Genomic DNA, 18,597 nt, shown 5'->3' with positions numbered 1-18,597 from the left:
GAGTTACACGTGAGCCAGCACGGAAGCGGCGCATCCACGCGCACTGTCCGCGACGTCGTCTTTGTGGACGGCATCCGCACACCCTTCGGCAGGGCCGGCGAGAAGGGAATCTACGCCGGAACCCGGGCCGACGACCTGATCGTGAAATGCATCCGCGGCCTGCTGCGCCGCAACCCGTCGCTGCCGGCGGAGCGGATCGACGAGGTTGCCATTGCCGCGACCACGCAGACCGGCGACCAAGGCCTCACCCTCGGCAGGACCGCCGCGCTGCTGGCCGGACTGCCGCGCACGGTTCCCGGCTTCGCCATCGACCGCATGTGCGCCGGCGCCATGACCGCTGTCACCACTACGGCAGGCAGCATCGGCTTCGGCGCCTACGACGTGGTCATCGCCGGCGGGGTGGAGCACATGGGCCACCACCCCATGGGCTCGGGCGCCGACCCCAACCCCCGTTTCATGTCCGAACGGCTGGTGGACCCGGCAGCCCTGAACATGGGAAACACCGCCGAGAACCTGCATGACCGCTTCCCCGCCATCACCAAGGAGCGCACCGACGCCTATGCGGTGGCTTCCCAGGACAAGCTGGCAGCCGCCTACCGGGACGGCATGATCCAGCCCGACCTGGTTCCCGTTGCCGCCCGGAAGCCCGGCGAGGGCTGGACGGTCCACAGCAAGGATGAGCCGCCGCGCCCCGGCACCACCCTGGATGACCTCGCCGGCCTGCGTACGCCGTTCCGCGCCCATGGCCGGGTGACAGCCGGTAACGCCGCCGGGCTGAACGACGGCGCAACCGCCGCCGTCCTGGCGTCCTCGGAAGCCGCCGCCGAACTGGGCCTGCCGGTCAAGATGCGGCTGGTCAGCTACGCATATGCCGGGGTGGAGCCGGAAGTCATGGGCATCGGCCCTGTCCCGGCCACCGAAAAGGCACTGAAGAACGCCGGCCTGGGGATCGAGGACATCGGCCTGTTCGAAATCAACGAGGCGTTCGCCGTCCAGGTCCTGAGCTTCCTTGACCACTACGGCATTTCCGACGACGACCCCCGGGTGAACCGCTACGGCGGCGCCATCGCCGTGGGCCACCCCCTCGCGTCCTCCGGCGTCCGGCTGATGATCCAGCTGGCCCGCCAGTTCGAGGAAGATCCGTCGGTCCGCTACGGGATGACCACGATGTGCGTGGGCCTGGGCATGGGCGGCACCGTGATCTGGGAGAACCCGCACCACCCCGACTACAGTGGAACTCCCGCCGGGGAGACCGCTGCTACCGCTTCCGAAGGAGCCATGGCATGAGCGCCGCAGATTACCGCAAGTTGGCGGACCTCTTCCCCAACGAAACCGTGACCCACTCCTACGTCCAGGACATCGCCCTGCCGGGAACTGCGGAGAAGCCCAGCCCGGGCACCTTTGCCCTGGTTACCCTGGACAACGATTTTGACCACACCAAGCCCACCACCCTTGGCCCCAACACCCTCGTGGAGCTCGGCACGGTGCTGGAAGGCCTGCGTGACCGTGCCGCCCGCGGGGAAATCGTGGGCGTGGGCGTCACCGGCAAGCCGCACTACCTGGTGGCCGGTGCCGACCTTTCCGCGGTGAAGTCCCTGGAAAAGCGCGAGCACGGACTCTGGATGGCGCAGCTGGGCCACGACGTCTACGCCACCCTGGCCGACCTGGGCGTCCCCAGCTTCGCCTTCATCAACGGCGCCGCCCTGGGCGGCGGCCTGGAGATCGCCCTGCAGTCCACCTACCGGACGGTGTCAACAGGTGCCGGCGCCCTGGCGCTGCCGGAAGCCTTCCTGGGCCTGGTGCCCGGCTGGGGCGGCGTGTACATCCTTCCCCGCCTCGTGGGGCCCGAAAACGCCGTCAAGGTGATGATCGAGAACCCGCTGAGCAACAACCGGACCCTTTCCGGCGCCCAGGCGTTCGGTCTCGGAATTGCGGACGCGCTCTTCGAGCCTGCCGACTTCCTGGAGCAGTCGCTGGCCTGGGCCGCGGGCGTCATCTCCGGCGACGTGGTCCCGGAGCGGCCAAACGCCGTCGACCCTTCCTCCCCTGACGCTGCGGCCCGCTGGACCGCGGCCGTGGATGCCGGCCGGAAGTTCGTGGAAGGCAAGACGTCCAACGCCTCCCCTGCCCCCGCCAAAGTCCTGGACATCCTCGAGGCCAACCGCACCATGACCGCGGCGGAGTCCGCCGCCCTGGAGTGCGAAACCCTCGCCGGGCTCATGCAGACGGACGAGTTCCGCTCCACCGTCTACGCTTTCCTCGACCTGGTGCAGAAGCGTGGCAAGCGCCCCGCCGGCGCCCCTGACCGCAAGCTGGCCCGCCCTGTCACCAAGGTGGGCGTGGTGGGCGCCGGACTGATGGCCGGCCAATTGGCACTCCTCTTCGCGCGGCAGCTGAAAGTCCCGGTGGTCCTGACCGACATCGACCAGGCCCGGGTGGACAAGGGCGTGGCCTACGTCCATGGCGAGGTGGACAAGCTGCTGGCGAAGAAGCGCGTCAGCCAGGACGCTGCCAACCGCACCAAGGCACTGGTGACGGGATCGGTGTCAAAGGAAGCATTTGTGGATGCCGACTTCGTGATCGAGGCTGTCTTCGAGGAACTCCACATCAAGAAGCAGGTCTTCGCCGAGCTGGAGGGCATCGTGTCGCCGGAGTGCATCCTGGCGACCAACACCTCCTCCCTCTCGGTGACGGAGATGGCCGCGGACCTGCAGCACCCGGAGCGGCTGGTGGGCTTCCACTTCTTCAATCCGGTGGCCGTCATGCCGCTGCTGGAGATCGTCCGCGCCCCGCGGACTGATGATGCCGTGCTGGCCACCGCCTTCGAACTGGCCAAGGCCCTGAAGAAGACCGGCGTGCTGGTCAAGGATGCGGCCGCGTTCGTGGTCAACCGCATCCTGCTGCGGCTGATGGGCGAAGTGACGGCTGCCTTCGACGAGGGCACCCCCGCGGAAGTGGCGGACGCCGCGCTGCGGCCCATGGGGCTGCCCATGACACCGTTCACGCTGCTGGCCATGGTGGGCCTGCCCGTGGCGCAGCATGTCCAGGAGTCCCTGAACGCCGCTTTCGGCGACCGCTTCCCGGTTTCCGACAACCTCAAGAAGCTCATCGACAACAACGTCAAGGCACTGTGGGAGACCGCCCCGGACGGTTCCCGGGCTATCCCCCGGTCCACACTTGAGCTGATGTCCTTTGGCTCCAGCCCGTCCTCGGCGGAGCAGGTGCTGCACCGCGTCCAGGACGCCCTGGCAGAGGAAATCGGCCTGATGCTGGAGGAAGGCGTCGTCGCCGGACCCGAGGACATCGACCTGTGCATGATTTTGGGCGCGGGCTGGCCGATGTTCCTGGGCGGCATCACGCCGTACCTGGACCGGGTGGGTGCATCGGAGCGGGTCAATGGCAAGCGTTTCCTGCAGCCCGGCGTCGCGTCGAGCAAGTCCCGGGACTAGGCGGACGGGCGGTCAGGCCGGAACCAGCCGGCCGCCGTCGAGCGCCAGGATGCGGTGTGCCGCCGCGCGTGCATAGCCCAGTTCATGGGTGACCAGCACGACGGCGGCACCCGCCTCCGCTGCCGACCGTACGGCTGCGTCGAGCAGGGCGAGTCCGTCGCCGTCCAGCGCCACCGTCGGTTCGTCCAGCGCCAGGACGGCGGGCCTGCGCGCCAGGACGGTGGCCAGGGCCAACAGTCGCTGGGCGGACGCCGGCAGCTCGGCAGGATGTTCCCGGGCCGCACCTGCGAGTCCCACAGCTTCCAGTGCCGCGGCGGCGTAATCGGCCGCCATCGCCGGGCCGAACAGGCGGTCCAGCCCGAACCCGACTTCCCGCAGCACCGTGCGTTCGAACAGCTGGTCACGGGGCTGCTGGAAGAGCAGGCCGACGGACGCCGCTGTCTTTCCCACCGGAGCTCCCGCGATGTCGCCGCCGCGGACCACGACAGTGCCTGCGGTGGGACGGAGCAGGCCGTTGAAGTGCCGCAGGAGCGTTGATTTCCCTGCACCGTTGGGGCCGGTGACAGCTACGATTTCCCCCGGATGGACTGCCAGGTTGATGTCCTGGAGCACCATTGCCCGGCGGTCGGGCCCTGGCTCCTGCCGTCGACGCCTGCGGCGGCGTACAGGCGCTTCCGCGTATCCAAAGGACACCCCCTGCAGCTCCAGCGCTGCGGGCCCGGTAAGCAGCTCCCCTGCCCGACGACTGGAGGGCCGGGGCACGGGGGTTGCAGCGGCTTCCAGGTTGAGGCGCCGGATCGCCGGCGGCAGGAGCCCGGAGCCGGGGCTGAACGCGGCAGGAGGTCCGCCGGTGGTGAGCGTGCCGTCCGCCAGCACCAGCCACGTGCCGGCTTCCAGCAGCAGCGGGTCAACCGTCTGGCTGAGGATCACGACGGCGGTGCCCTGGTTGAGGAGGTCCCGGACCAACACGGCCAGTTCGTTGGCCTCTGCCTCGTCCAGGGAGGCGAAGGGCTCGTCCATGACCAGCACCGGAGGTCCGGGGATGATCGCGCAGCCGATGGCCAGCCGCCGCATCTGGCCGCCGGACAGCCTGGCAGGGTCCTGGCCCAGCTGGCCGGCAAGTCCCAGGAGCCCGGCGGTGCGATCCACGGCGGCTTTCATCCCGGCACGGTCCATGCCGGTGTTTTCCAGACCGAACGCGAGTTCCTCGGCCACCGTGGCCCGGACGGTGGACAGGACGCCGGCAGGGTCCTGCGGCACGAAACCCACGTGCCGCCCCACTGGGCGGGATCGATCCGGGGGTCCCCGCTGCCGCCGTCGAATTCCAGCCGCGTGCCGGCCAGCTCGAGGAACCCCGCCAGCGTGCCGTGGCCGCCCGGTGCCAGCCAGCTACCAGCAACCGGCCCAGGGTGGACTTGCCACTTCCGGATGCGCCCAGAATGGCCGTGAAGGAGCCCGGCGCAACGGAAACAGCCAGGTCATGCAGGGCGGGGGCATGCCCGTCGTGAAAGGTAAAGCTCCGGACGCCGGCAGCCAGCACGGGGCTGTTCAAGGGGACGGCACGGTAAGCAGCCGCCATGCGTTCAGGCACCGGCCTGCACCACCCGGAGAACCACTGCGGCCAGTGCCGCCACCATCAGGACGGCCCGCACTGCCCGCTGGGCGGCGGAATCGGGCACTTCCCGGTAGGTGGTCCGCGGCCCGGGGTTGCCCAGTCCGCGCGCTTCCAGGGCAGCAGCCCGGGTCCCGGCATCCTCGATCAGGGACAAGACCAGGGGAACGGCCTGCTGCCGGAATGCGGCCATCCTGGACAGCAGGCCGCGGGAGACGACCAGGCCGCGCGATTCCTGGGCCTGCCGGATCCGGCGCGCCCGGCCGGCAATGGCCGGCAGCAGGGTCAGGGTGGATGCCAGCACGAAAGCGAACCGGCCCTGCACGCCGCGGGCCGACAACGCCGCCACCAGGTCCGGCACGCTGACACTGAAGGAAAACAGCAGCAGGGCCAGGACCACGGCGGCCAGCTGTAGGATGCGCTGCACGGCAAATTGCAGTCCCTCTGCCGTGATGCGGGCAGGTCCCCACTCCGCCAGCACGGTCCTTCCTTCCGGGAAGAAGAGGCCGTGCAGCACCAGCAGTGACAAACCGAGCGGGACCAGGACTGCCGCAGCAGCCGGCACAACGCGGCGGGCCGCGCCCCTGGCCAGCGACAGGCCAAGGCAGGCGGCAACCACGGTGCCTGAGAGCACCCAGCTTGCTGCCGCCGTCGTCATGACCGCCGTGCTGCCGGCAACGGCGAGTAAGGTCAGCGGATTAATCCGCTCCCGCCTGGCCGGGGCCGCGGTCCTGCCCGCCGGGGATGCTGTCACGGTGCCCGGCTCAGCCGTTCAGCGCTGAATCGCTGGCCGGTCCCGACGCAGTACCCGGTGCCTGCTTCGAACCGTCGGCGTGCGCACCCGCCTGCGGCGCCGGGGCCGGGCTGCTGCCGGCGAGCACCCGGTGGCGGCGGATGAAGGGGAACTGCTGGCGCGTCCGGCGCGGCAGCGCGTAGACCAGGACGGCCACGATGGTGAACACGATGGCCTTGTCCATGGGGTCGGACAGGAGTGCCTGCTTGGTGATGGCGGCCAGGAGGGTGTCCCCCATGGCCCGGAAGGCACTGACGATTGCGCCGGTGGCCACGCCCGACGTTCCGCCGAAGACGAAGGCAGCCACGGGGGCGGACACGACGCCTGCGATGATCCCGGTGACGAAGCCGGCAACCGGGGCAAGGTAGAAGCGGCGGAAGAGGCCGTAGCGTGCCGCGAGCCCGGCCAGGCAGCCGATGAGCGCGGCGCCGGCCGCGAACGGCAGCACGGTGGGGTTGAAGAAGGACCAGACAATGCTGCTGAGCGCGCCAGTGGCGGCACCGGCGGCGGGGCCGGCCAGGACGGCGATCAGCACTGTGCCGATGGCGTCGAGGTAGAAGGGAACAAGGGTGCTGCCGACAAACTGGCCCAGCACGATGTTCAGGACCAGCGCCACCGGGATAAGCACCAGGGTGGAGGCCGGAAGGGTGGGCAGCACGGCGACGATCAGCAGGACCGCCCCGGCCAGGAAACCGGTGAGGGCGATCAGGGCCGATGCGCTGCCCGGACCACCGGTGATGTCTGCGGGCTGGTTAAGGACCAGGTAGACGTAGGTGGAGGCAATGGCCAGGGCGCCGAGGATCTCCAGCAGCCGGCGGCGGGCCGCGGGGCGTTCCTGGGACGGAAGCGTCAAAGAGGGCGATGACATGGGGACTGTTCCTTTGGGGTGCAGGCAGTGGCCCGGCAGTACCGGGCCGGGATGTGGCTGCCTATGTCACCTCGGCAGCAGCCGGCGGCAACTGCGCCGGGCCGGTCCGGAGCCCATTCTACCGGCCATCCTCCGGCAGCGTCCCGGGCAGGATCTTCCTGCCGCGCAGGCCGTGGATTCCCTGCCTCACCCCGTCTTCCGGGCCAGGCGCCCCACAGCGGACACCAGCTCACCGAACGCCTGCTCCGGGTTGTTGGCGGACACGATCCGGGCGTTCGGTGGTGCGCCCCAGAGCCCGCGAAAGTCTGCCACGGTCGTTCCCATGAGGAGCGCCGATTCCGTTTCGACGTCCACAGTGGCCGGGCGCGCGGCGTACTCAAGGGCCACGCCCGCGGCAAAGAAGTCATGGACGTGGGCCAGGTAGCCCTGGTCGTAGAGCCGGTGGAACTCGAAGTAGAAGCGCAGGGCGTCCGAAAGGTGCCTGATCAGCGTGTTGTCGGAAGTGCTGCGGCGGCCCTCTGGGTCTTCCGGGAGTACCAGTTCCGGAACGGCGGCACCTGCAGCCCGGGCCAGTGCCTTGACGTGGGCCGGGTGCATTTCCATGCGTTCCGTGGTGTCCAGCGAACAGACGATGGGCAGTTTCTCCAGCGACCGGCCGCGGTAGGCGGCATAGACTTCCTTGGCCGCGTGCGGATCCACGTGGGTGTTCCACTCGGCGGTGGGGGTGGTGTTGCCTTGGTGGTAGAAGGCGCCGCCCATGATCACCACCTTGGCCAGGAGGTCTGGAAGTGCCGGTTCCTGCCGCAGGGCCAGGGCGAAGTTGGTGAGCGGGGCGGTAATGAGCGCGGTCAACTCCCCCGGCCTGGCCCTGGCATGTTCGATCCACAGGTCCACTGCATTCTGCCGACTGGGCTGGCCTGATGGTTCAGGCAACACCGCGTAGCCGATCCCCTGCGGCCCATGCGTTTCCGGGGTGGTGATCAGGGGGATGGACAGGGGCTTCCGGGCACCCACCGCCACCTGCACTCCAGGCCGGCCGCACAGCTCCAGCAGGGCAAGGGTGTTGCGCGCCACCTGGTCGGCATCAACGTTGCCCGGGGTGGCCGTGACCGCCACGAACTCCGTGTCCGGGAGGGCGGCAAGATAGGCGAGGGCCAGGGCATCGTCGATGCCGGTATCGACGTCAAGGAGGTAGGCGGGCACGGTCGCCTAGAAGAGCGCGACCTTGGGCACGGCGGGGAAGATCCCGTCCAGGGCAGCCAGGTCCTCCGGGGTGGGGACCCAGTCCGCCGCTTGCGCGTTCTGCCGGACCTGTTCCGGCCTGGTGGCGCCGGCGATGACGCTGGCCACCGAGGGCTGGGCGGCGAGCCAGGAAAAGGCCACCTCGATCTCCGTCAGTCCGCGCTCCTTGGCGAAGGCGCTGTACCTTCCCAGCTGGTCCCAGTCGGCGTCGTCCACCATGTTGGTGCGGGTGTGGCTGAGCCGGGATCCTTCCGGAGCGTGGCCCGGCGAATACTTACCGGTCAGAAGGCCGTTGGCCAGCGGGAAATACGGCAGGACACCCAGGCCGAATTCCTCGGCGGCCGGGGTCACCTCCAGTTCGGCGCGCCGGTCCAGGAGGTTGTAGTGGTTTTGCGAGGAGATGAACCGTGCGGTGCCCAGTTCCCGGGCCACGTATTCCGCCTGGGCGATCTGCCAGCCGGAGCGGTTGGAGTGGCCGATGTAGCGGACTTTGCCGCTGCGGACCAGGGTATCCAGGGCTGCCAGGGTTTCGTCGATGGGCGTGAGCGGATCCGGGGTGTGGAACTGGTAAAGATCGATCCAGTCGGTACCGAGCCGCCGCAGCGAGGCCTCGACCGACTGGATGATGTACCGCCGGGAACCACGGGCGCCGAAGTCCGGACCGTTGGCGCCCTTGGCATCCATCCCGAACTTGGTGGCAACCACCACGTCCCCGCGCCGGCTGCCGAGGGCCTTGCCCAGCATGGTTTCGCTGAGTCCCGGTACCCTGCCGTAGTTGTCTGCCACATCGAACAGCGTGATCCCGGAGTCAATGGCGGCGTTGACCACCCCGTCCGTGGCGTCCTGCGACTCCGTGGCGGTGTTGGCGCGGCCCAGGTTGTTGCAGCCCAGGCCGACGGTGGAGACGGTGAGGCCTGATTTTCCAACGCGGCGGTAAGTGGTCACGGGAGCTCTCCTAGAGGCTGAAGCTGCCGCCGGGCTTGGCGGAGTGCTTGAGTTTGTACTGGTCGGGGTCGCTGAACGGAGCGGCCCCGATGCTGAGCTTGGTGAAGTCGAGGTCCTCGCCGCGGGCGCACACCTTGATGGCGTTGACTGCCTTGTTGACGTCCGGGCACAGGCAGAAGATGTTCAGCTTGTAGTCGGTGAATTCGGACCGCTCCACTGTTCCCAGGCCGCGCCACGCCAGGTGGCTGATGAGGGCGTCCTTGGCCTTTTGCTCCAGGCGGCGGTCCCGGTCGGTGCCTTCCCTGGTCTTGAGGGCGAACTGTGCCACCACCCAAAACTGCTCCTCGTTGGGGATCTCCGCGTAGCCGTCCTCCGCGCATTGTGCGGCAAAGGCGTCCAGGAGGCCATCCGCAGCGCCTGCGTCGGCGACGTCGGTTTCCTCGGTCTTGCTCTGGTGCCCCACGGCACCGAAGTTCATCACGAACTGGGAGTACTCCTCGTCGAACCAGGCCTCCCGGAACTGGAGGGCGCCCTCGTCGTCGCGTTTGTAGACCCTGACAATGCCGCTCATGTGGTGCGTCCTTTGGTAAACCATTCAACGTCGGTGCCGTCGAAAGGCGCGTGCTGTGCCTTCACGGCGTGGTAAAGCCCGTCCGCGGCCGCCTGGATGTCCTCAATCAGACGGTGCGGGTAGTGCATGGAAACGCTGTGCTCCGCAAACTCATCCTGGTCGTCGATGAAGACGCCGCGGTCCGCGGTGCGGATGACGTCGAGGTCCATGTCGATGACATGGAACTCGGTTACCGCAGGCCGGATGTGTGTCCACTCATGGCCCACGGCGAGGTCGATGTAGACCCGCACTCCGCCGGGGTGGGCGGAGTCGTAGAACGTTGCCACCCAGTCGCCCTGGCGCGGCACCAGCAGGACAGCATCCGAACGGGTATAGAACGCGGCGCCGGGGCGGGAACAGAATTCGTTGGTGCCCTGGAAGATCCACCACCCGTGCTGGTCCTCGCCCAGGTACCGCCCCGGCACAACCCAGTGGGCTTTGCCGTTCCATTTGCGGTTCCTGGAAACCACCAGCTGGCCTGGCTCCAGTCCGTTGGGAACGCGTGTGGTGGTGGTGTGCAGGACCGGTCCGGACTCCCCCGCCGGCCCGGGGTACTTCAGTTCGTCCTCGTCCCTCACAGGATCGGAAGGCTGCCGGTGGTGGGGTGCTGCTGCCCGGGGAGGGGCCGCGCAAAGGGAACCTTCGTTCCCAGGACCTGTGCGACGACGTCGTGCGTGATCTGCTGGGCCGTCAGCCCAACACGCTCCAGCACCTGGTTGCGGGTGCCGTGGTCAAGGAACTCCACCGGCAGGCCCACCTCGTTCAGGGCGGTGTCGACGCCTGCGGCACGCATCTCCTGCCGGATACGCGAGCCGACGCCGCCTGCGCGGACGCCGTCTTCGATGCAAATCACCAGGCGGTGGTGTGAAGCCAGCGCAATGATGGAACGGCGGACGGGGAGGACCCAGCGGGGATCCACCACAGTGGTGCTGATGCCCTGCGCGCCAAGCCGGTTGGAAACGTCCAGTGCCAGTTCGGCCATCGCGCCGACGCTGACGATCAGCACGTCGTTTTCGGTGGAGCCTGACGGCCTGCGGGCCAGGACGTCGACTCCGTCGCTGAGCCGTTCCAGTGCCTCGACGGCGGGGCCAACGGAGCCCTTGGAGAAGCGGACGACGCTGGGGGCATCGCTGATGGCAACGGCTTCGCGCAGCTCCTCGCGGAGCCGGGTGGCGTCGCGGGGCGCGGCAAGGTGCAGTCCGGGGACAATCTGGACCATGGCCATGTCCCACATGCCGTGGTGGCTTGCGCCGTCCGGGCCGGTGACGCCGGCGCGGTCAAGGACGATCGTGACGCCGGCCTTGTGGAGGGCGACGTCCATGAGCAGCTGGTCGAAGGCCCGGTTCAGGAAGGTGGCGTAGACGGCCACGACAGGGTGCAGTCCGCCGAAGGCCATGCCCGCGGCGGCGGTCAGCGCATGCTGCTCCGCGATGCCGACGTCGATGACGCGCTTGGGATGCTTGGCCGCAAATTTGTGCAGGCCAACCGGGATCAGCATGGCCCCTGTGATGCCCACGATGTCGTCGCGTTCGTCGGCGATGGCAGCGATCTCGTCCGCGAACACGGAGGTCCAGGACTGGGCGCCGCCGGCGCCGGTGGGCTCGCCCGTTTCGGGGTCGATGATGCCCACCGCGTGGAACTGGTCCGCTTCATGGGCACGGGCCGGAGCGTAGCCATGGCCCTTTTCCGTCATGGCGTGGACGATCACGGGGCCGCCGTAGTTCCGGGCGGTGGACAGTGCATGCTCCATGGCCTGGAGGTTATGCCCATCCACCGGGCCGATGTACTTCATGCCGAGGTCCTCGAACATGCCCTGCGGCGCCCACCAGTCCTTGATGCCCTTCTTCATGGCGTGCAGGCTCTTGTAAGTGAACTGCCCCACGGGGCCACCGTCCTGCAACTTCTTCTTCCACCAGTCAAGCGCGCCCTCGTACGCGGGGGCGGCGCGGAAGGAGTCGATGGTGGGGCGCAGGGAGGCAAGGTAGTCCGCGAAGCCGCCCACCGTGGGGGCGTAGGACCGGCCGTTGTCATTGACCACGATGACCACGCGGCGTTTCTTGTCCGCCGCAATGTTGTTGATGGCTTCCCAGGCCATGCCGCCGGTGAGGGCACCATCACCGATGATGGCCACCACGTGCCGGTCGCCTTCGCCGGTGAGCTGGCGGGCCCGGGAAATGCCGTCGGCCCAGGACAGGGACGACGACGCGTGGGAGCTTTCCACAATGTCGTGTTCCGATTCGGCCCTGTCCGGGTAGCCGGAAAGGCCGCCTTCCTGGCGGAGCGTGCTGAAGTCCTGGCGTCCGGTGAGCAGCTTGTGGACGTAGGACTGGTGGCCTGTGTCAAAGACGATGCTGTCGCGGGGGGATTCGAAGATGCGGTGCACGGCCAGCGTCAGTTCCACGACGCCGAGGTTGGGCCCGAGGTGGCCGCCCGTCTGGGAGACGTTCGTGATCAGGAAATCCCTGATCTCCGAAGCCAGCTGTTCCAGCTGTTCCTCGGTCAACTCGTTCAGGTCCTGCGGATTCCGGATGGTGTCCAAGATTCCCAATGACCCCTCCTTCGGGTGGTAGACGTGCCGTTTAACTCTAACGCCTCGGTTCGCAGGGCCGGACGTGGCTGAAAAGCCGAAGCCCCGGCTGGTCGGTGACCGGCCGGGGCTTCGGGAGGTTGGTGCCTGGGCAGCAGTTCCCGCTAGTTGGCGGAGATCTGGCGCAGCACGTACTGCAGGATGCCGCCGTTGCGGTAGTAGTCCGCTTCACCCGGGGTATCGATGCGGAGCACGGCGTCGAAGGACTTCGAGGAGCCGTCCTCTGCGGTGGCGGTGACCTTCAGCGTCTTGGGCGTGGTGCCCTCGTTGAGGGCGGTGACGCCCTCCACCGAGAAGGTTTCCGTGCCGGTCAGGCCCAGGCTGGCAGCGTTCTCACCGGCCGGGTACTGCAGCGGCAGGACGCCCATGCCGATGAGGTTGGAGCGGTGGATGCGCTCGTAGCTCTCGGCGATGACGGCCTTGACGCCCAGCAGTGCGGTGCCCTTGGCAGCCCAGTCGCGCGATGATCCGGAACCGTATTCCTTGCCCGCCAGGACCACCAGCGGGGTGCCAGCTGCCTGGTAGTTCTGCGCGGCGTCGTAGACGTATGCCTGCGGGCCGTCAGCCTGGGTGAAGTCGCGGGTGAAGCCACCCTCAACGCCGTCCAGGAGCTGGTTCTTGATGCGGATGTTCGCGAACGTGCCGCGGATCATCACTTCGTGGTTGCCACGGCGCGAGCCGTAGGAGTTGAAGTCCTTGCGCTCCACACCGTTGGCCAGCAGGTACTGACCGGCCGGAGTGTCGGACTTGAAGGAACCGGCCGGAGAGATGTGGTCGGTGGTGACCGAGTCGCCGAGCTTCAGGAGCACTCGGGCGCCCGAGATGTCCTTGACCGGCTCCGGCTGTGCCTGCATTCCCTCGAAGTACGGGGGCTTCCGGACGTAGGTGGAGTTCGGATCCCAGGCGAAGGTGTCGACGGCCGGGGTGTCCAGTGCCTTCCAGCGGTCGTCGCCGTCGAAGACGCCCTCGTAGCCCTTGGCGAACATCTCCTTGTCGATCGAGGAATCGATGACCTGCTGGACCTCAACCGGGTTGGGCCAGATGTCCTTCAGGAAGACGTCGTTGCCGGCCTCATCCTTGCCGAGCGGATCGGTCTCGAAGTCGAAGTCCATGGAACCGGCCAGGGCGTACGCGATGACCAGCGGCGGGGACGCCAGGTAGTTCATCTTCACGTCCGGGTTGATGCGGCCTTCGAAGTTGCGGTTGCCGGACAGGACGGCGCTGACGGCGAGGTCGTTGGCCTGGATGGCCTCGGAGATCTCTGCTTCCAGCGGGCCCGAGTTACCGATGCAGGTGGCGCAGCCGTAGCCCACGATGTAGAAGCCGAGCTTCTCCAGGTACGGGGTCAGGCCGGACTTCTCGTAGTAGTCGGTAACTACCTTCGAGCCGGGGGCGACGGAGGTCTTCACCCACGGCTTGGCGGTGAGGCCCTTTTCGACGGCGTTGCGCGCCAGCACGGCGGCGGCCAGCATGACCGACGGGTTGGACGTGTTGGTGCAGGACGTGATGGACGCGATGGTCACCGCGCCGTGGTCCAGCTCGAACTCGCGGCCGTCAGCCATCTTCACGGGAACCGGATTGGAGGTCCGTCCGGCGCCGCCGTGGGCAGCCGAATACTTCGGCGGTTCGCGGTCGGTGTCCGAGATGTGGGTTGCTCCGCCCGTGAAGGACGGGGCGTCGGAGGCCGGGAAGCTTTCTTCCAGGGACTCGTCCAGGGTGCCGGCGTTGGCGTCGTGGGAGACGTAGTTGAGCAGGTCGTGGCGGAACTCGTCCTTGGCCTCGGTCAGTTCAATGCGGTCCTGCGGGCGCTTGGGTCCGGCGATGGACGGGACAACCGTGGACAGGTCCAGTTCCAGGTACTCGGAGAACTTGATGTCGCGGGAAGCGTCGTGCCACAGGCCCTGTTCCTTGGCGTAGGACTCCACGAGGGCGACGTTCTGCTCGGACCGGCCGGTGAGGCGCAGGTAGTCCAGGGTGACGTCGTCGATGGGGAACATGGCGGCGGTGGAGCCGAACTCGGGGCTCATGTTGCCGATGGTGGCGCGGTTGGCCAGCGGCACAGCAGCAACGCCTTCGCCGTAGAACTCCACGAACTTGCCCACCACGCCGTGCTTGCGCAGCATTTCGGTGATGGTCAGCACCACGTCGGTTGCGGTGGCACCGGCAGGAATGCTGCCGCTGAGCTTGAAGCCAACCACGCGCGGGATGAGCATGGAGACGGGCTGGCCGAGCATTGCTGCCTCGGCCTCGATGCCGCCCACGCCCCAGCCCAGCACGCCCATGCCGTTGACCATGGTGGTGTGCGAGTCCGTGCCGACGCAGGTGTCGGGGTAGGCGCGGAGCGCACCATCCACTTCGCGGGTCATCACGGTGCGGGCCAGGTATTCGATGTTGACCTGGTGCACGATGCCGGTTCCCGGGGGGACCACTTTGAAGTCGTCGAACGCCGTCTGGCCCCAGCGCAGGAACTGGTAGCGCTCACCGTTGCGCTGGTATTCGATCTCCATGTTGCGCTCCAGTGCGCCGGAGTTACCGAAGGCGTCGATCTGGACGGAGTGGTCGATGACCATTTCGGCGGGTGCCAGCGGGTTGACCCGCTTCGGGTCGCCGCCCAGGTCCTTGACGGCTTCACGCATGGTGGCCAAGTCGACCACGCAGGGAACACCGGTGAAGTCCTGCATGATCACGCGCGCCGGCGTGAACTGGATTTCTGTATCGGGTTCCGCATTCGGATCCCAGCCTGCCAAAGCGCGAACGTGATCGGCAGTGATGTTCGCGCCGTCCTCGGTCCTCAGCAGGTTTTCAAGCAATACCTTGAGGCTGAACGGAAGGTTTTCTGCACCTTCAACGGAGTTCAACCGGAAAATTTCGTACTCGGTTCCGGCTACATTAAGTTTGCCTTTTGAACCGAAGCTGTCCACAGTGCTCATCGCAGGACTCCTCTCGCAACAGTTTCATCTTTGTCGCGCGGTTGACCGCCTGCTAGTTAGGAAGCCCTAAGTAGTTCCAGGGCCCGAAAATTTGCACACGACCGGCCGAGAATTCGGGCGCGACGTGGGACTACTACGGCCATCGTAGTCGAAAACCGTGGCGGCATCATGGAGCCGGAGTCAGCAGTGCCACCGTCTCAAGGTGGTGGGTGTGGGGGTACAGGTCGAAGGCCCGCAGCCCGGCGAGCTCCCACCCGGAGCGGCGGAAGTAACCGAGGTCACGCGCGAACGACGCCGGATCACAGGACACATAGGCAATGGCCCGGGGCTGCGACGCGACGAGTTGGCCGACGACGGCTTTCCCGGCTCCGGCGCGGGGAGGGTCAAGGACCAGGGCGTCGAAGTTCCGCGGTTTCTGGCGCAGGACCCGCTCCACGCGCCCCTGGACCACCTCCACCTGCGGTGCGGAGTGCAGGTTCTTCCGGGCATCCCGGCTTGCCCCCGGCGCCCCTTCGACCGAGAGTACGGACCCCGTCTCCCCTACCGCATCGGCCAGTACGGCGGTGAAGAGCCCGGCCCCCGCGTAGAGGTCGGCGACCACGGCACCGGGGTTCAGGAAGTCGCCCTCCCGGAGGAATTCTGTGACAGCCCCCACAAGGGTGCCGGACGCGTCGCGGTGGATCTGCCAGAAACCCTCGCCAGTCACACGGTATTCGTGTCCAGCGGCGGTTTCCTGGACCCAGGTGCGTCCCCGGATCTGCGTGACGGTGCTTACCAGCGGATCGAAGGCTGCCACCGATGCGTCCGCCGGCAGGGCCGCGGCGATCGCCCGCAGCCGCCTGTCCTTGGTACCCGGCGCAGGGGCCAGGAGCACCAGGGGCCGGGAACCGTTGGTGGCGCGGCCACCTCAACCCGTTCGATGCCCTGCAGGTCCAGGTCCCACAGGCGCAGGGCGTTGATTGCTTCGCTTGCCAGGGGCATCTCCCGCACCGCAACGATGTGGTTGGAGCGGTGGGCGTGCATCCCGAGCCTGCCGCCGGGGGTGACCGAAAAACTGGCCCGCGTGCGCCACCCCAGGCCGGTGCCGCCGTCGTCCGCTTCCCCCACGGGTTCCACCCCGCCGGTCCATACGGACGGCACCTGGTCAAAGCCGGCCAGGCGGGTGAGCTGTTCCGCCACAACGTCCGCTTTCAGGCTGCGCTGCCTGGCCAGGGTCATGTGCCCGAACTCGGCACCGCCCACCGGCGGGTGGCCGTGGCCCCAGGCGCGCAGGGAATCCGCCACATGCCAGAAGTGTTCCACCCGGTCCGGCGATGCTTCCAGCACCTCGATGACATCTGCCCGCCAGAACTTGGCGCCGTCCGCGGCGTCGGTGAGCCTGACGCGGACCTTCTCCCCCGGAATGGCGTGCCGGACAAAGACCACCCGGCCCTCATGGCGCGCCACGCAGTGCCCGCCGTGGGCCACCGGTCCAACGTCGAGGACGGCCTCCTCACCGGTGTGGCCGGTTTCATCCCCTGCAGGCAGGGAAGTATCGGATGCCGGCAAAGCGGCGGAAGGGTTGGCGGTCACTGGACATCCTGGAGGTTCTTGGCTTCTTCGGAGGATTTGAGCTGCCAGGGAACGCTGGCCACCATGACTCCCGGTTCGAAGTGCAGCCGGGTCTTGATGCGGAGGGCGGTCTGGTTGTGCACCAGCTGCTCCCACCATTTGCCCACCACATACTCCGGGATGTAGACCACCACGAGGTCCCGCGGGGAATCCAGGCGCATCTGCTTGACGTAGTCCATGATGGGCGTGACCGTCTCCCGGTACGGGCTGGCGAGCACGGTCAGCGGCACCGGGATCTCGAGTTTTTCCCAGTCCGCGATGGTGTGTGCGGTCTCGTCCGGGTCGATGTCCACGGTAATGGCGTCCAGCCGGGAGGGGCGGGAGGCACGCGCATAGGCCAGGGCCCGCAGCACGGGCTTGCGGACATGCGAGACCAGCAGGACGGCATGGACCCTGGTGGGCAGGGCACGCGGTGAGGAGTCCTCGTCCACGGCGAGTTCCTTGGCGACGTTGTCGTAGTGGGCCCGGATGCTCCACATGATCAGGAAGAGGATGAACATGGCCAGCAGGGCAATCCAGGCGCCCTGCTGGAACTTGGTGATGAGGACGATGACCAGCACCAGTCCGGTCATGCCGAATCCAATGCTGTTGATGGTCCGGGACTTGATCATCTTCCGCCGGACCGCCTTGTCCTTGGCGAGTTTCAGCTCGCGCCCCCAGTGCCGGATCATGCCGAGCTGGCTGAGGGTGAAGGAAATGAAGACGCCGACGATGTAGAGCTGGATGAGCTTGGTGACGTCCGCGTCGAACGAAATGATGAGCACCAGGGCGCCGGCCGCGAGGGCCAGCACGCCGTTGCTGAAAGCGAGCCGGTCGCCGCGGGTCCGGAGCTGGCGGGGCAGGTAGCCGTCCTGGGCGAGGATGGAACCCAGGACCGGGAAGCCGTTGAAGGCGGTGTTGGAGGCGAACACCAGGATGACGCCGGTGGCGGCCACCACGATGTAGAAGGGGATGGACCCTTCGCCGAAGATGGTCTGCGCGATCTGGCTGATGGCCGGGTTCTGGATGTAACCCTCGGGCAGCGGGCTGCCGTTCAGCAGGAATTCCTTGGCGGGGTCCAGCACAATGTGGACCTTGGTGGCGTTTGCCAGGTAGATGATGCCCGCCAGCATGGCGGCGCCGATCACGCCCAGGAGCAGCAGCGTGGTGGCTGCGTTCTTGCTCTTGGGGTGCCGGAAGTTGGGAACGCCGTTGCTGATGGCTTCGACGCCGGTCAGCGCCGCGGCGCCCGAGGAGAAGGCCCGCAGCAGCAGGAAGGCGCCGGCCAGGCCCACCAGGCCCTGGTCGAAGCCCTCCGCGGGAACGATGGTGAACGCAGCCGACGGCGCCTGCCCCAACTGCCCGGTGGCGGCCTGGAACATGCCCACCGCGGTCATGCCGAGGATGGACGCCATGAAGATGTAGGTGGGGACGGCGAAGACGCTGCCCGCCTCCTTGATGCCGCGCAGGTTCACCAGGGCAAGGATGACGACGCCGATCGTGGCGATGACGGCCTGCTCGCCGTGCAGCGAGGGTACAGCCGTGGTGAGGTACGCCGCTGCCGACGACATGGACACCGCAACCGTCAGGACGTAGTCCACCAGGAGGGCCGACGCAACCGTCAGGCCGGCATACTTGCCCAGGTTCTCGTTGGCGATCTCGTAGTCGCCGCCGCCTGACGGGTACGCGTGCACGTTCTGCCGGTAGGAGGCCACCACGGTCAGCAGCACCACCATCACCGCCAGGCCGACCCACGGCGAGATCGCCACGGCGCTGACACCGGCCAGTGCCAGGGTGAGCAGGATCTCGTCCGGTGCGTAGGCTACGGACGAGAGGGCATCGGACGCAAAGATCGGCAATGCGATCTTCTTGGGAAGCAGGGTGTGGGCCAGTCGGTCATTCCGGAAGGGCCTGCCCACCAGCACGCGTTTGACGGCGTTCAGTATTGTCAACACCCCACAAAGCTAGTCT

Annotated in this window: 12 protein-coding genes and 2 pseudogenes; 2 read left to right on the top strand and 12 right to left on the bottom strand. The window is 67.6% G+C overall.

The annotated features are described in order from the left end of the window. Positions 1–9: 9 nt before the first annotated feature. Together NMQ03_RS08530 and NMQ03_RS08525 are read left to right on the top strand one after the other, a co-directional pair. Entirely contained in the window at positions 10–1,287 is a 1,278-nt protein-coding gene (locus NMQ03_RS08530) for an acetyl-CoA C-acyltransferase (RefSeq protein ID WP_255175203.1), read from the top strand. Continuing rightward, positions 1,284–3,449, top strand: a complete 2,166-nt coding sequence (locus tag NMQ03_RS08525; RefSeq protein WP_255175202.1) for a 3-hydroxyacyl-CoA dehydrogenase NAD-binding domain-containing protein — start codon at positions 1,284–1,286, stop codon at positions 3,447–3,449. The genes NMQ03_RS08530 and NMQ03_RS08525 overlap by 4 nt, the downstream gene beginning before the upstream one ends. A gap of 12 nt (positions 3,450–3,461) precedes the next feature. Here the strand turns inward: NMQ03_RS08525 and NMQ03_RS08520 are convergent, their stop codons facing one another. The 12 genes and pseudogenes from NMQ03_RS08520 to NMQ03_RS08470 all read right to left on the bottom strand — a co-directional run bounded on the left by NMQ03_RS08520 (position 3,462) and on the right by NMQ03_RS08470 (position 18,581). Continuing rightward, complete coding sequence (locus tag NMQ03_RS08520; protein ID WP_369693210.1) at positions 3,462–4,718, bottom strand: ATP-binding cassette domain-containing protein; 1,257 nt, start codon at positions 4,716–4,718, stop codon at positions 3,462–3,464. 163 nt (positions 4,719–4,881) lie between these two features. Further along, positions 4,882–5,028, bottom strand: a pseudogene (locus NMQ03_RS21140) (hypothetical protein); the annotation flags it as partial. A gap of 4 nt (positions 5,029–5,032) precedes the next feature. After that, positions 5,033–5,815 (bottom strand): energy-coupling factor transporter transmembrane component T, encoded by a 783-nt coding sequence (locus NMQ03_RS08515; RefSeq protein WP_255175201.1) that lies wholly within the window; start codon positions 5,813–5,815, stop codon positions 5,033–5,035. Positions 5,816–5,825: 10 nt separating this feature from the next. Next, positions 5,826–6,722: an ECF transporter S component gene (locus tag NMQ03_RS08510; protein WP_255175200.1), complete on the bottom strand. Its 897-nt coding sequence runs from the start codon at positions 6,720–6,722 to the stop codon at positions 5,826–5,828. 186 nt (positions 6,723–6,908) lie between these two features. Beyond that, positions 6,909–7,925 (bottom strand): nucleoside hydrolase, encoded by a 1,017-nt coding sequence (locus NMQ03_RS08505; RefSeq protein WP_255175199.1) that lies wholly within the window; start codon positions 7,923–7,925, stop codon positions 6,909–6,911. Positions 7,926–7,931: 6 nt separating this feature from the next. Further along, positions 7,932–8,909, bottom strand: coding sequence for an aldo/keto reductase (locus NMQ03_RS08500; RefSeq protein ID WP_255175198.1), 978 nt, complete (start codon positions 8,907–8,909; stop codon positions 7,932–7,934). Positions 8,910–8,919: 10 nt separating this feature from the next. Beyond that, a complete protein-coding gene (locus NMQ03_RS08495) occupies positions 8,920–9,480 on the bottom strand; it encodes a hypothetical protein (protein WP_255175197.1) in 561 nt (186 codons plus the stop codon). Then, complete coding sequence (locus NMQ03_RS08490) at positions 9,477–10,097, bottom strand: DUF402 domain-containing protein (protein ID WP_159632169.1); 621 nt, start codon at positions 10,095–10,097, stop codon at positions 9,477–9,479. Before NMQ03_RS08490 ends, NMQ03_RS08495 begins: the two co-directional genes overlap by 4 nt. Then, positions 10,094–12,067 carry a 1-deoxy-D-xylulose-5-phosphate synthase gene (gene dxs / locus NMQ03_RS08485; protein ID WP_255175196.1) on the bottom strand — a complete coding sequence of 658 codons (1,974 nt, stop codon included), beginning with the start codon at positions 12,065–12,067 and terminating at the stop codon, positions 10,094–10,096. Before dxs ends, NMQ03_RS08490 begins: the two co-directional genes overlap by 4 nt. A gap of 143 nt (positions 12,068–12,210) precedes the next feature. Beyond that, complete coding sequence (locus NMQ03_RS08480; protein ID WP_255175195.1) at positions 12,211–15,036, bottom strand: aconitate hydratase; 2,826 nt, start codon at positions 15,034–15,036, stop codon at positions 12,211–12,213. A gap of 166 nt (positions 15,037–15,202) precedes the next feature. Next, positions 15,203–16,563, bottom strand: a pseudogene (locus NMQ03_RS08475) (class I SAM-dependent RNA methyltransferase). 41 nt (positions 16,564–16,604) lie between these two features. Further along, entirely contained in the window at positions 16,605–18,581 is a 1,977-nt protein-coding gene (locus tag NMQ03_RS08470; RefSeq protein WP_255175194.1) for an APC family permease, read from the bottom strand. Positions 18,582–18,597 lie beyond the last annotated feature (16 nt).

This window comes from Arthrobacter sp. DNA4, assembly GCF_024362385.1.
Classification (GTDB): domain Bacteria; phylum Actinomycetota; class Actinomycetes; order Actinomycetales; family Micrococcaceae; genus Arthrobacter.
The sequence above is the reverse complement of the archived record's forward strand: the minus strand, read 5'-3'. Positions and strand labels throughout refer to the sequence as shown.